The organism is Sphingomonas aurantiaca (assembly GCF_003050705.1).
GTDB lineage: Bacteria > Pseudomonadota > Alphaproteobacteria > Sphingomonadales > Sphingomonadaceae > Sphingomonas > Sphingomonas aurantiaca.
In genome coordinates this window covers 42,140-55,947 of record NZ_QAOG01000001.1, presented here as the reverse complement: position 1 = coordinate 55,947, position 13,808 = coordinate 42,140, and the positions used below count along the sequence as shown (strand labels likewise).

The 13,808-nt window shown below is 67.5% G+C and carries 12 protein-coding genes; 5 read left to right on the top strand and 7 right to left on the bottom strand.

The annotated features are described in order from the left end of the window. Positions 1 to 69: 69 nt before the first annotated feature. Positions 70 to 2,493, bottom strand: coding sequence for a ligase-associated DNA damage response DEXH box helicase (locus C8J26_RS00275; RefSeq protein WP_107956981.1), 2,424 nt, complete (start codon positions 2,491 to 2,493; stop codon positions 70 to 72). Between the two features lie 92 nt (positions 2,494 to 2,585). Between C8J26_RS00275 and C8J26_RS00270 the strand changes: the two genes are divergently transcribed. The 3 genes from C8J26_RS00270 (at position 2,586) to C8J26_RS00260 (ending at position 6,155) form a co-directional block, all read left to right on the top strand. Beyond that, positions 2,586 to 3,191, top strand: coding sequence for a hypothetical protein (locus C8J26_RS00270; protein ID WP_107956279.1), 606 nt, complete (start codon positions 2,586 to 2,588; stop codon positions 3,189 to 3,191). Positions 3,192 to 3,417: 226 nt separating this feature from the next. Then, positions 3,418 to 4,416: a ligase-associated DNA damage response exonuclease gene (locus C8J26_RS00265; RefSeq protein ID WP_107956278.1), complete on the top strand. Its 999-nt coding sequence runs from the start codon at positions 3,418 to 3,420 to the stop codon at positions 4,414 to 4,416. Between the two features lie 98 nt (positions 4,417 to 4,514). Beyond that, positions 4,515 to 6,155, top strand: coding sequence for a S10 family peptidase (locus tag C8J26_RS00260; RefSeq protein ID WP_107956277.1), 1,641 nt, complete (start codon positions 4,515 to 4,517; stop codon positions 6,153 to 6,155). 218 nt (positions 6,156 to 6,373) lie between these two features. Here the strand turns inward: C8J26_RS00260 and rpoN are convergent, their stop codons facing one another. The 5 genes from rpoN to C8J26_RS00235 all read right to left on the bottom strand — a co-directional run bounded on the left by rpoN (position 6,374) and on the right by C8J26_RS00235 (position 10,753). Further along, positions 6,374 to 7,873, bottom strand: coding sequence for an RNA polymerase factor sigma-54 (rpoN, locus tag C8J26_RS00255; protein WP_107956276.1), 1,500 nt, complete (start codon positions 7,871 to 7,873; stop codon positions 6,374 to 6,376). A 128-nt stretch (positions 7,874 to 8,001) separates the two neighbouring features. Next, the gene (gene lptB, locus C8J26_RS00250) at positions 8,002 to 8,784 is read right to left on the bottom strand and encodes an LPS export ABC transporter ATP-binding protein (RefSeq protein WP_056474335.1); all 783 of its coding nucleotides are present in this window, start codon (positions 8,782 to 8,784) and stop codon (positions 8,002 to 8,004) included. Positions 8,785 to 8,916: 132 nt separating this feature from the next. Continuing rightward, complete coding sequence (locus C8J26_RS00245; protein WP_056419561.1) at positions 8,917 to 9,474, bottom strand: LptA/OstA family protein; 558 nt, start codon at positions 9,472 to 9,474, stop codon at positions 8,917 to 8,919. 5 nt (positions 9,475 to 9,479) lie between these two features. Next, positions 9,480 to 10,136 carry an LPS export ABC transporter periplasmic protein LptC gene (lptC, locus tag C8J26_RS00240; protein ID WP_234422515.1) on the bottom strand — a complete coding sequence of 219 codons (657 nt, stop codon included), beginning with the start codon at positions 10,134 to 10,136 and terminating at the stop codon, positions 9,480 to 9,482. After that, positions 10,133 to 10,753 carry a ribonuclease D gene (locus C8J26_RS00235; protein WP_055881883.1) on the bottom strand — a complete coding sequence of 207 codons (621 nt, stop codon included), beginning with the start codon at positions 10,751 to 10,753 and terminating at the stop codon, positions 10,133 to 10,135. Before C8J26_RS00235 ends, lptC begins: the two co-directional genes overlap by 4 nt. 304 nt (positions 10,754 to 11,057) lie before the next feature. On the opposite strand from C8J26_RS00235, the gene C8J26_RS21035 reads away from it, so the two are divergent. Together C8J26_RS21035 and C8J26_RS00225 are read left to right on the top strand one after the other, a co-directional pair. Continuing rightward, positions 11,058 to 11,906, top strand: coding sequence for a cold-shock protein (locus C8J26_RS21035; protein WP_055881879.1), 849 nt, complete (start codon positions 11,058 to 11,060; stop codon positions 11,904 to 11,906). Positions 11,907 to 11,940: 34 nt separating this feature from the next. Next, positions 11,941 to 12,765 carry a glutaminyl-peptide cyclotransferase gene (locus C8J26_RS00225; RefSeq protein ID WP_107956275.1) on the top strand — a complete coding sequence of 275 codons (825 nt, stop codon included), beginning with the start codon at positions 11,941 to 11,943 and terminating at the stop codon, positions 12,763 to 12,765. A gap of 245 nt (positions 12,766 to 13,010) precedes the next feature. Here C8J26_RS00225 and C8J26_RS00220 read toward each other — a convergent pair whose 3' ends face one another. Further along, a complete protein-coding gene (locus C8J26_RS00220) occupies positions 13,011 to 13,784 on the bottom strand; it encodes an AcvB/VirJ family lysyl-phosphatidylglycerol hydrolase (protein WP_107956274.1) in 774 nt (257 codons plus the stop codon). Between the last annotated feature and the right edge of the window lie 24 nt (positions 13,785 to 13,808).

The following is a 13,808-nucleotide window of genomic DNA, read 5'->3' as shown; positions in this document are numbered from 1 at the left end:
GGGCCCCGGCCTTCGCCGGGGTGGTGGGTTGTGAGCCCGGGGTGGTGGGTTATGAGGAGGCGTCCCCCCTCAATCCGGCCGCATCGCATCGGCGATCATCGCCTCCGCCTCGATAAGCAGCGCGTCGTCCGAACTGCTCGTCGCCACCTTCTCGCGCCCGATCAGCGTCAGCACCGGCACCGCCAGCGGCGTCACGCGCTCGAGATCGACATGCACCATCGTCGCCGCCGCACGGTCGAGCAGCGACGCCAGCCGCCCGACATCGGTCATCCGCGCGCGCGCATCCGCCCACGCCGCCTCAAGCAACAGATGCGTCGGCTCGTATTTGCGCAGCACGTCGTAGATCAGGTCGGTCGAGAACGTCACCTGCTTGCCGGTCTTGCGCTTGCCCGGATGTTGCCGCTCGACCAGCCCGCCGATCACCGCCACCTCGCGGAACGCGCGCTTGAGCAAATGCGATTGCTGCACCCATTCGACGAATTCATGCTCGAGGATATCCGCCGAGAACAAAGCCGCCGGATCGGTGATCTTCTCCAGCCCAAACACCGCCAGCGCATAGTCGTTCGCGACGAAGCCGAGCGGCTTGAGCCCCTGCGTCTCCATCCGCCGCGTGATCAGCATCCCCAGAGACTGGTGTGCGTTCCACCCCTCGAAGCTGTACGCGACCATGTAATGCCGCCCCTCGCGTGGGAACGTCTCGACCAGCAGCTGGCCGGGCTCGGGCATCACCGATCGATACGCCTGCATCTCGAGCCATTCGCGCACGTCGTCGGGAAACCGCGCCCACTCGCCGGGATGCGCGAGGAACCCGCGGACCCGGTCGGCGAGGTTGGTCGACAGCGGCATCCGGCTGCCGCCATAGGTCGGGATTCGCGCCGGCTTCGACGTCGCGCGCACCACCAGATCCTCGAGGTCGATCTTCATCACCTCGAGGCTGAGCCCGGCAAAGAAGAACGTGTCGCCGTGGCTCAACTGCGCCGCGAACGCCTCCTCGACGCGCCCCAGCACACGGCCATTGCCAAACCGGACGTTCAGCATCGTCGCCTCGACGATGATCCCCGCGTTCAGCCGGTGCTGGCCGATGAATTTGGGGTGGCTGACGCGCCACGTGCCATCCGCGTCCTTGGTCAGCCGCTTGAACCGGTCATACGCCTTCAGCGAATAGCCGCCGTCGCTGATGAAGTGCAGCACGCGCTCGAACGTCTCGGTCGGCAGCGCGGAATAGGGGAGAGCGGAGCGGATCTCGTTCAGCAAATCCGCTTCACGAAACGGCGCCGCACACGCGCACGCCATCACATGCTGCGCCAGCACGTCGAGCGCACCGACGCGGAAGATGTCCGAATCGAGCTCGCCCGCCTCGACCGCGTCGAGGGCTGCTCGCGCCTCCAGATATTCGAACCGGTTGCCCGGCACGACGATCGCCTGCGACGATTCGTCGAGCCGGTGATTGGCGCGCCCAATCCGCTGCAACAGCCGAGACGATCCCTTGGGCGCGCCCATCTGGATCACGCAATCGACATTGCCCCAGTCGACCCCCAGATCGAGGCTCGAGGTGGCGACCAGCGCGCGCAGCTTGCCCTCGGCCATCGCATTCTCGACCTTGCGCCGTGCCTCCTTGGCCAGACTCCCGTGATGGACGCCGATCGGCAGATTGCCCGCATTCACCTTCCACAGATCCTGAAAGATCAGCTCGGCGAGGCTGCGCGTGTTGCAGAACACGATCGAGGTCTCGTGCGCCTCGATCTCCGCCATCACCTGCGCGGCGGCATAGCGGCCCGAATGCCCCGACCACGGCACGCGGCCCTCGGGCAGCAGGATCGCGATGTTGGGATCGGCGCCCGCCTCGCCGCGCACCATCGCGACCTGGTCGATATCGCCGTCGGGGGCCAGCCATGCGCGATAGCCATCGGCATCCGCGACCGTCGCCGACAGCGCGACCCGGCGCATCCCCGGCGAGATTGTCTGCAACCGCGCCATGCACAGCGACAGCAGGTCGCCGCGCTTGCCGGTCGCGAACGCATGCACCTCGTCGACGACGATCGTCCGGAGGTTCTCGAACATCGTGATGCTGTCCGGATAGCTCAGCAGCAGCGACAGCGACTCCGGCGTCGTCAGCAGGATCTGCGGTGGCTTGATCCGTTGCCGCGCTTTGCGGTCCGAGGGGGTGTCGCCGGTGCGAGTCTCGACGCGGATATCCACGCCCATCTCGTCGATCGGCGTCAGCAAATTGCGCTGCACGTCGACCGCGAGCGCCTTCAACGGCGAGACGTAGAGCGTGTGCAGCCCCGCGGTCGGCGCCTCGATCAGCTCGGCGAGCGTCGGCAGGAACCCCGCGAGCGTCTTGCCTGCGCCCGTCGCCGCCACCAGCAGCGCGTGATGCCCCGCCCGGCCTTCCGCCAGCATCTCGCGCTGATGCCGCCGCGGACGCCACCCCCGCGTCGCGAACCAGTTTTCCAAGGGGAGGGGAAGGTCGCTCACGGCCTGTTCACGCATCGTCGTCATATGGGGGCATCGCGCCGCACCGCCATGGACCGCACGCGTAACGACCGGCATTTCAGCCAAAGCTCTGTTGTGAAAGACAATCGGTGTCGCTTTTTCGCTATCTTCTGCCGCTACCGTTGCTTGCACTCCTGCCCTTCGCCAATGCCACCGCCGCCAACAAGTCGTTCGTCGGCGCAGGCGGCAATGTCCGCCTGTCCTATGCCTCCAGCCTCACGCCGACGCGCAATTTCGCCGGCCGCCCGCTGATGAACCGCGGCTGGCGGCAGATGTGGGACGGCGCCCCGATCGGGCGCGGCGTCGGCATCGTCCGCTTCTGGGAACTCGCCAAGCCGACCGACGGCCAGGGCCAGGTGACCGAGCTGCTCCAGGTCGGTTTCAGCCGCAGCGCGGCGGTGGTCGCGACCTGCGGCACCGCGGGGATGGTCTCCGGCAATGTCCGACGCCTGCCCAACCGGATGCTCGGCGGCCACCGCTGGACCGTCTACGCCAGCGGCGACGCCGGCATGAGCCAGCAGGTGAGCGCAACCAACCTGCGCAGCGTCATCAACGGCGCCTGCTACGCGATCGACCGCGTCACCTACGCGGTCAAGGCCGCCCCACCCGCAGGCCGCAACGCGCCGATCCAGGTGGTCGCGGCAGCGCGGATGGACGCGATCCTGGCGACGATCAAGGTCGGCGCGCGCCGCTGATCTGAGCGCGACATCCGCCACGGCGCGCGCCGCCAACTCCCCTATCTTCCGTCATCCTGACGAAAGTCAGGATCCAGGGTAACAGGCGCTGCCGTGTACGGCTCTGGATCCTGACTTTCGTCAGGATGACGGAGCTTGGGTGGTACGCCTTCCTGGAGTCCAAACCCGTCTCACCCCAGCGCAACGCGATCACGGCACCGCACCCCGGTCCACGCGTTACCCCCGCATGGCAAAACTCGGCGACTGGCTCGAACCGCATCCGCACGGCATCCTCGTCAAGCCGATCGACGCGTGGATCGACCCCTCGATCCCGAGCGCGAAGGCGCTCGTCACGCACGGCCATGCCGATCACGCGCGCGGCGGTCACGAGGCGGTGTGGGCGACCCCCGAGACGCTCGCAATCATGGACGCGCGCTACGGCCCGCAAGCCGGCAATCCGGTCGCGTACGGCGAGACGATCCGGATGGGCGAGGTCGATATCGGCTTCGTCCCCGCCGGCCACGTGCTCGGCTCGGCGCAGATCGTGCTCGATTACCGCGGCGAGCGGATCGTCGTCTCGGGCGATTACAAGCGCCGCGCAGACCCGACCTGCACGCCGTTCGAACCCGTCAAATGCGACGTCTTCATCACCGAGGCGACGTTCGGCCTGCCGGTGTTCCGCCATCCCGACACCGGCGACGAGATCGACAAGCTGATCGCCGCGCTCCACGCCAACCCCGATCGCTGCGTCGTCGTCGGCGCCTATGCGCTCGGCAAGGCGCAGCGCGTGATCGCCGAACTGCGCGAGCGCGGCCATCACGCGCCGATCTACATCCACGGCGCACTGCAACGTCTGTGCGATCTTTACGCGGATCACGGCGTCCGGCTCGGCGAACTGCTGCCCGTCGCGGACACGAAGAAGGCGGACATGGCCGGGCATGTCGTGATGTGCCCGCCCGGCGCGCTCAACGATCGCTGGTCGCGGCGGCTGCCCGATCCGATCACCGCGATGGCGAGCGGCTGGATGCGCGTCCGCGGCCGCGCGCGACAGAAGAATGTCGAGCTGCCGCTGATCCTCAGCGACCACGCCGATTGGGACGAACTCATCGCCACGCTGACCGAGATCGCACCGCGCGAAGTCTGGGTGACGCACGGCCGCGAGGACGCGCTGGTCCACTGGTGCATGACCCGCCAGATCAAGGCGCGCGCGCTCGCGCTGGTCGGCTTCGAAGACGAGGACGACTGACCTGAAATCCTCCCTCTGGCTGGGGAGCATCAGGCGAGGCTTGCGCTTCCGACCAGCTTCGGCAGGATAGGGCATTACCCCTGTCGCAAGGATGATCCGTGGCCCGTTCGACCAAGTTCGCCGCTCTGTTGCTGCTCGCACTCTCCACGACTGCCCCCGCGCAGGACTCGCCCAAGAAGGACAAGGCCGAGAGCAATGCCGATCGGATGAAGGCCGAGGCGGAGGCCGACTACGCCAACGCGCCCGTCGCCGAGCAGGAGGTCAAGACGAAGGGCCGCGTCACCGTCGGCGGCAAGTCGCTCGCCTATACCGCGACCGTCGGCACGCTGACGCTGCGCGATACCGAGGGGAAACCGACCGCGAGCCTGTTCTACACCGGCTACACGCTCGACGGCACCAGGCCCGGCACGCGGCGCCCCGTGACGTTCTTCTACAATGGCGGTCCGGGCTCGCCCAGTTTCTGGCTGCACATGGGGTCGTTCGCCCCCGTCCGCCTCAAGACCGCCAACCCCGAATATATCAAGCCCGCGCCCTATGACTTCGGGCCCAACCCCGACACGCTGCTCGACAAGACCGACATGGTGTTCATCGACGCGGTCGGCACCGGCTATTCGCGGCCACTCGGCGATACCAAGCCGTCCGCCTTCTACGGCGTCGACGAGGATGCCGACGCATTCGCCAAGGGCATCCTGCGCTACGCGACCAAATATGGCCGCTGGAACAGCCCCAAATTCCTGTTCGGCGAAAGCTATGGCACGACGCGATCGGGGGCGCTCGCCTATCAGTTGCAGGATCGCGGGATGGCGCTCAACGGCGTCGTGCTGCTGTCGTCGATCATGAACTACGGGTACCGCCAGCCCGGGCTCGACGAGATCTACCTCAACTACCTGCCGAGCTATGCGGCCAGCGCCTGGTATCACAACCGCCTGCAGAACCGCCCCGCCGACGTCGCCACGACGGTGGCCGAGGCGCGCGCGTTTGCGACCGGGCCCTATGCCGCGGCGCTGTCGAAGGGGCAGACGATCTCGGACGCGGAGCGCGATTCGGTCGCGACGCGGATGAGCCAGCTGATCGGCATCTCACCCGACTTCATCAAGCGCGCCAATCTCCGGATCGACCTCGCGCGCTTCCAGAAGGAGCTGCTGCGCGACCAGCGGCTGACGCTCGGCCGGTTCGATTCGCGCTATACCGGCGTCGACAGCGACGCGGCGGGCGAGCGGCCCGAGACCGACGCGTCGGACACCGCGATCGCGGGCGCGTTCATCGCCACCTTCAACGATTACGTGACGCACACGCTCGGCTACAAGACCGAGATGCCCTACCGCCTCAGCGCGCGCGACGCGCCCGGCTGGACATGGAACTGGAAACACGACGCCCCCGGACGCGGCGGCCAGTCGCAGAACAACCCCAACACCGCGGTCGACCTCGCCGCCGCGATGCGCGAGAATCCGTATCTCAACGTGCTGTCGATGAACGGCTATTACGACATGGCGACGCCGTTCTTCGGGACGGAGAACGATCTCGGCCACATGATGCTCGATCCCTCGCGCCAGCGGAACCTGGCGTTCCGCTATTATCCCGCGGGGCACATGACATATCTCAACCCCGAAGCGCTGCACCAGATGAAGGCCGACCTGTCGCGCTGGTACGACGTTGCAGTAGGGGAGGCGCGGAGTGCAACGCCACCGGGCGGCGCGAGCGTTTCCGGCGCGGATGGGGCAGGGCAGGTACCGAACTGAGCGCTTCAACCCACGCCACCCGAAACCAGACCTCCCCCGAAACTATACCTCCCCAGACACTATACCACCCCGGCGAAGGCCGGGGTCCAGTTGGGAAACGTCGCTGAGGAATGGTGCGCGTCGTTACTCCGGACGCTCCAACTGGACCCCGGCCTTCGCCGGGGAGGTGTGCTTCTGAGGACGGACTGGCGTTCGAGCCGCGCGCCACTAACGCGCCCCTACCTTACCCCTTCCAGCGCCTTCGCCCGGCGCCGCTGCACCGAACTCCCGATCCCCAGCGCCTCGCGGTATTTCGCCACCGTCCGCCGCGCGATGTCGAAGCCCTTCGCGTTGAGCAGCTCGACCAGCGTATCGTCCGACAGGATCTTCGCGCCCTCGGTATCGATCAGCGCGCGGATCGCCGATTTCACCGCCTGCGCCGACACCGCCTCGCCGCCGTCCGCCGACTGGATCGCGCTCGTGAAGAAGTATTTCAGCTCGTACAGCCCGCGCGCGCACGACACGTATTTGTTGCTCGTCACGCGGCTGACGGTCGATTCGTGCATCTCGATCGCGTCCGCCACCTGGCGCAGCGTCAGCGGGCGGAGATGCGCGACGCCCTTCAGGAAGAACGCCTCCTGCTGCTTCACGATCTCGGTCGCGACCTTGATGATCGTCCGCTGGCGCTGGTCGAGCGCCTTCACCAGCCAGTTCGCGCTGGCGAGGCAATCGCTCAGCCACGCCTTCGACGCCTTGTCCTGCTGCCCGCCCGACAGCTCGGTATAATAGCTCCGGTTGACCAGCACGCGCGGCAGCGTCGCGGCGTTGATCTCGATCGCCCAGCCCGCCTTGGTGCGCGCGACGAACAGGTCCGGCGTCACCGACTGCGCAGGCTCGCCACCGTAGCGGCAGCCGGGCTTCGGATCATACCCGCGCAGCTCGCGGATCATGTCGGCCATGTCCTCGTCGTCGACGTCGCACATGCGCTTGAGCCGGGTCAGCTCGCCGCGCGCGAGCAGGTCGAGATTGTCGATCAGCCGCGCGATGCACGGATCGTAGCGATCCGCCTCCTTCGCCTGCAATGCGAGGCACTCGCCGAGATCGCGCGCGCCGACGCCGGTCGGATCGAACGTCTGGATCGTCGCGAGCACGCGCTCGACGCGCACCAGCGGCACGCCAAGACGGTTCGCGACGTCGAGCAGCGACGCGGTGAGATAGCCCGCCTCGTCGATCTGGTCGATCAGGTGCGCGGCGATGAACGCGTCCTCGTGAGGGATTGCGGGGCCCGCCTGTGCGAGCAGATGGTCCGCCAGGCTCAGGCTGGTATCCGCGAACGCCTCGAGATCGGGGCCGTCTTCGCCGCCGAGCCCGCCGGTGCTCGCACCGGTCATCGACAGAGCGCCGTCCATCCCGCTGCCGCCATCGGCGACGCTGTCCTGCTGGTGGCTTTCGGTCGCATAATCGACGTCGAGCGCCGGTTCGCCGCCGTCGCCCGTACCGGCGACCAGTTCGTCGGCGGCCACGCGTTCATCGCGAACCTCGGGCACGGGCTCGCGGTCCGGCGCGTCGCTATCCTCCGCCGCGCTCGATTCGAGCAGCGGGTTGCGTTCGACTTCCTCGGCGATGAACCCCTCGATCTCCAGGTTCGACAAGGCCAGCAGCTTGATCGCCTGCTGGAGCTGCGGGGTCATCACCAGCGACTGCGACTGGCGGATGTCCAGGCGAGGGGCGAGGCTCACTGGCGCGCGCCCCCAATCCCGTCACCCCAGCGAACGCGGGGGTCTCCCGCGGCTAGCACGCGCGCCCTCACCGGGAGATCCCAGCGTTCGCTGGGATGACGGATGGAGGGCAGGGCGGCGTGCATAGGCTAAAGCGAGAAGCCTTCGCCCAGATACAGGCGGCGCACGTTCGCATCGGCCACCAGTTCTTCCGGCGATCCCGAGAACAGCACGCGTCCGTCATAGATGATGTAGGCGCGGTCGACGATTTCCAGCGTCTCGCGGACATTATGGTCGGTGATCAGCACGCCGATGTCGCGGCGCTTGAGGTCCTTTACCAGATCGCGAATGTCGGCGATCGAGATCGGGTCAATGCCAGCGAACGGCTCGTCGAGCAGCATGATCGACGGATCCGCCGCGAGCGCACGAGCGATTTCTGCACGCCGCCGCTCGCCACCCGACAGCGCCATCGCCGGTGCTGCGCGCAGCCGGGTGAGCCCGAATTCCTCGAGCAGCGTGTCGAGCTTGCGCTGGCGTGCCGCCTTGTCGGGCTCGGACAGCTCGAGCACCGTCAGGATGTTCTTCTCGATAGTCAGCCCGCGGAAGATCGACGTCTCCTGCGGCAGATAGCCGAGCCCGAGGATTGCGCGCCGGTACATCGGCAGCTTCGTGATGTCCTCGCCGTCGAGCATGATGCGGCCCGAATCGGGCTTCACCAGCCCCATCACCGAATAGAAGCACGTCGTCTTGCCCGCACCGTTCGGCCCGAGCAGCCCGACGACCTCGCCGCGCCCGACCGACACCGACACGTCGGTCAGCACGACCCGCTTGTCGTAGGATTTGGCGATCGAGACGACCTGCAGCCCGTTGCTGACGGGCGGCTCCGAGATCGGCTCTACCGCTTCGATCGGGGGCAGCGTGGTGGCGTCCATGGGATCAGGCCCTCGCAAAATTCAGCTGCCGGACGTCCGGCATGGGTGTCGCCGCGAAAGTCCGGCGGGGGATTGGCAGGAAACATGCATGACCATGCCGCCGGAGGGAAGCCCCCGCGGCATGCCGATGCGTCAGTTGCGCTTGGGGACGGAGAAGGTGCCGGTCACGCGACCGCCCGACTGAGTCACGGTGCCGCCACCGGTGGTCGCCCCGGTGCTGCCGCCGACCGACGAGCCGTCGATGACCGCGCGACCCGTGTCGAGATTCATCGTCAGCCGGCCGCCATTCACGACGTTGCCGCCCTGGTTCAGCGTCACCGCACCGAGCATCGTGATCACGCGCTTGTTGAGGTCGTAGATCGCGTACTGGCTCTTGGCGGTCTGGTCGGGGCGCCGCACCGTCACGCCGCCCGATGCGTCGAGCCGCGAGACCTGCGGGTTTCCGCCAATCACCTGGCCCGTATAGGCCACCGTCATCCGCGCCGAGTTGAGCGTCATCTCGGCCTGCTTGACCGCGACGTTGCCCGACAGCACGGCGCGATTCGCCTTGTCCTGCAACTCGATATGATCCGCGCCGAAATCGATCGGGGCGTTCGAATTGTGCGATTGCTGCGCGACCGCGGTCGACGACAGCAGAACCGCGGACACGCCGACAACGACGCGGGTGGCAAGAATATGGGGGACGCGCATGGCTGTTATTTCGGCCCTCTGGGGATGATCCGCAAGCGGGCATTGCCATCGAGCGTCACGGTGCGCTCTTCCAGGTTCGCGCGCAGCTTGTTCGCGCTGAACGTGCCCTGCTGCACGGTGCCGGTCGCCGCCCCGCCGCTTTCGAGCGTGCGCGCCTTCATGTCGATCGTCGCGTTGGTGGTCTTCAGGTCGTAGCCGCCCGCCGCGGTCGCGTTGAGCGGACCGAACAGCTGCACCTTCTCGGTGTCCATGTCGTACCGACCGGTGTTCGCCTTGATATTGGCGGGGCCGTCGGTCAGCTGGATCTGCGCGGCGAGCTGGTTGAGCTGGACGATCGGCTCGGCCGAGCTCTTCTGGATCGCGGAGGCGGCGTCGAGCGTGAACGCCTGTCCCTTGGCATCCTCGCCGCGATAGCGTGCCGCCTGGATCTTCATCCGCTCCTGCGCGACGTCGACCTTGTTCTTGTCGAGCAGGAACGACACGTCGCCGCCCGCGGTCAGCGGCGCCATCACCAGGAACGCCGCCAGCACGCCGATCGCGGTCGGCAGCGCGACGCGCGCGATCGCCACGAAGCGATCATGGCTGCCGCCGGGCGCGGCCCAGTCCTGCCGCGCAGTGCGTGCGCGGCGGGCTACCGGAGAGGGCGGCGGCATCTGCGTCATGCGTGCGCGAAGATGTCGATTTCGGGCCAGCCGGCGAGATCGAGCGCGGCGCGGGTCGGCAGGAAGTCGAAGCACGCCTGCGCGAGCTCCATCCGGCCTTCGCGGATCAGCCGCTTGTCGAGCTCGGTCCGCAACCGGTGGAGGAAGCGAACGTCGGACGCGGCATAATCCTTCTGCGCGTCCGACAGCTCGGGGCTGCCCCAGTCGGACGATTGCTGCTGCTTCGAGATGTCCTGGCCGAGCAGTTCGCGGACCAACTCCTTCAGGCCGTGGCGATCGGTATAGGTCCGCACCAGCCGCGAGGCGATCTTGGTGCAATAGACCGGCGCCGCGACGACGCCGAGATAATGCTGGACCGCGGCGATATCGAATCGTCCGAAATGGTACAGTTTAACGCGGGCCGGGTCGGCCAGCAGCGCCTTCAAATTGGGGGCGTCATAGCCGGCGCCCGCGGCGAAGCGGACGAGATGCTCGTCGGGGCCGCCATCGGACAGCTGGACCAGGCACAGCCGGTCGCGCGGGGTGATGAGACCCATCGTCTCGGTATCGACGGCGATCGCGGCGCCCGCCGCGAACAGATCGGCGGGGATGTCGCCTTCGTGGAGATAAACTGTCATGACCGTGGCCGTAGCGGCCCGCGGCTGAACGCTCAATGGCTCTGTCATGCGCTGCCGTACGGAATCGGGCAATAAGATGGCTCGCCCGGCGCGGGTGCGACGAGCCGTGGCGCACAAGCGACACTTGCGTCAGTATCGGTCCAATTCGCTGGCCGCCGCATCAGATTCTATTCGCGACCGCTTGTATTTTGCGCTAAGGGTCCCCTCAAGGCGCAAAAGGTTTCGCGCTGGAAAACCCGCGTTCGTCGTCCGGCACAAGGGTTTTGAGAAATTTGCGGGCGAACCGGGAAGACGAACAGAGCTTATGGGTTTCGATAAAGGTGGCCGCGGGAACCGTGGCGGGCGTGGCCGCGATAAGCGCGACAGCTTCGGCGGCGGCGACAACGAGTTCGGCGGCGGCAGCAGCTTTGGTGGCGGCGGCGACCGGTTCGGCGGCGGCAACAGCTATGGCGGCGGCGGCGGTTCGAGCTACGGTGGCGGCGGTGGCAGCAGCTACGGCGGCGGCAGCAGCTTCGGCGGCGGCGGCGGTGGCGGCGGTGGTTACCGCGGCGGCGGCGGTGGCGGCGGCTTCTCGGGCGGTGGCGGCGGCGGCGGTGGTCGCGGCATGCCTCCCCAGGTCGTCGGCGAAGGCACCGGTGTCGTAAAGTTCTTCAACGCGCAGAAGGGCTTTGGCTTCGTCGTTCGCGATGACGGCGGCGAGGACGTGTTCGTCCACATCAGCGCTGTCGAGCAGGCCGGCATGGTCGCGCTCGCAGAGGGTCAGCCGCTCGGCTTCACGCTCGTCGATCGCGGTGGCCGTATCTCGGCAACCGACCTCAAGATCGACGGCGAGCCGATGGCCGTCACCGATCGCGGCCCGCCGCGTGACCGTGATGCCGGCCCGGGTGCACCCCGTGGTGGTGACCGTGACGGTGGTGGCGCACAGCGTCAGCTCACCGGCGAGAAGGCAACCGGTACGGTCAAGTTCTTCAACGCGATGAAGGGCTTCGGCTTCATCCAGCGCGACGACGGACAGCCTGACGCATTCGTCCACATCTCGGCCGTTGAGCGCGCCGGCATGGCGACGCTGAACGAGGGCGACAAGCTCGAGTTCGAGCTCGAGGTCGATCGTCGCGGCAAGTACGCAGCGGTGAACCTGAGCGCAGGCGGCTGATCCAGCTGACTGAAGCAGAACGCTGATCCATACCATGTTTGGTAGGATAACGATCGCGGCCGGCCTCGCTTTTGCGGGGCCGGCCGTTCTCGTTTCATCGTCGGTGCTGTCGTCGGCAGCGCCCGCCCGCGTGCAGGCGGCCGCGGCGCCGGACGCGCGCGTGCCGATGCTGTCCGCGACGATCGTTGCGCGCTATCCGCATGATCGTACCGCGTTTACCGAAGGCCTGCTCTGGCACGACGGCGCGCTGTACGAGAGCACGGGGCAGGAGCGGCAATCCGACGTTCGCCGCGTCTCGCTCGCCGATGGCAAGATCCTCGCCAGGGCGCGAATCGATCCCGCGCAGTTCGGCGAGGGGCTCGCTTTGTGGAAGGACCAGCTCGTCAGCCTCACCTGGCATGACGGCATCGCGCATCGCTGGGACGTCCGCACGCTGAAGCCGAAGGGCCGGAACCGCTACACCGGCGAGGGCTGGGGGCTGACCAGCGACTCCCGCGGCTTCATCCAGTCCGACGGCAGCGACAGCCTGATCCTGCGCGACCCGCTGACGCTGGCGGAACGCAGCCGGGTCGCGGTGACGATCGACGGGCGGCCCTTACGCGACATCAACGAGCTCGAATATGTCCACGGCGCGGTGCTCGCCAATGTCTGGCACACCGGCTTCCTGGTCCGCATCGATCCCGCCACGGGCAAGGTGACCGCAATCATCGACCTCCGCCCCCTGGTCGCCGAGATCGCCGCGACCGACCGCGAGGCGGTGCTCAACGGCATCGCCTGGGACGCCAAGGCCGACCGTCTGTTCGTGACGGGCAAATACTGGCCCACGCTGTTCGAGATAAAGATCAACACCCCGCGCTAAGCCGCCGCTGGCGCGCTCCGCTACCCCCTTGTTCTCCCGCGAAGGCGGGAGTCCAGTCTGGACTCCCGCCTTCGCGGGAGAACAAGGTCGGGACCCGGGACGTGCCACCCTGCCACATCCTAATCCCGTCCCCGCACCTCGTCCGTCACTCCGCCTTTCCCGTCACCCCAGCGAAAGCTGGGGTATCCACGTGTGGGGTGATTCCGCTGCCAGCGTCGGGGACCCAAACACAGGCCAGCGCCCCCTCAAAACCCGCGCTTCGCCCCCGGCGCCACCGCCGCGATCGCCGCCAGCACATGCCCCAGCAGCCCATCCGCATCATGATGGATGTTATGCCCCCCAGGCATCCCGACCTTCCGCACGCCAGCCACGCTCAGCAACGGACACAGGCTGTCGGTTTCCTCGACCCCGTAGATGCACGTGAGCGGCGCCCAATCGAGCCGGTTGCCCGTCGTCACCCCCATGCTGTCGGGCGTCCCATGATCGTAGAGAAGACCCGACGGATCCGCGCGGTAGAACACCGTGTCCCCCGGCAGGATCAACACAATCCCCGCGACACGCGGCCGCAGCGACGAAGGCAGGTCCGCCAGCCCGGTCTGGACGATGTCCGCGCCGTAGGACTGGCCCATCACCACCACCCGCTTCGCCCCGGTCCGCGCCAGCGCCGCGCGAACCCCGTCCGCAACGATCGCATCGAGTTCCCCCCGCGTCCGATGGCGCGCGAACAGGGCCGGCGTGGTGATCCCGACGACCGGAATCCCATGCTCGGTCAGCCCACGCGAGGTCGATGCGCCGAGCAGAAATCGCAACCCCATGTCGCCCGAGAAATTGACCACCGCGATCGGCGGCGCGCCCGACGCGCGGACGCCGATCGCCGGATACACATGCACCGGATCGCGGTCGAAATAGCCCGCGAGATAGACGAACAGCACGACGATCGCGGACAGGATGCCGCTTACCCATGCGCCACGCCGCCACCGTCGTGCCGCCGCCGTGCGGGGATGCTTCGTTGTATTCACCGGACCATCCTCACGCTCGCCAAG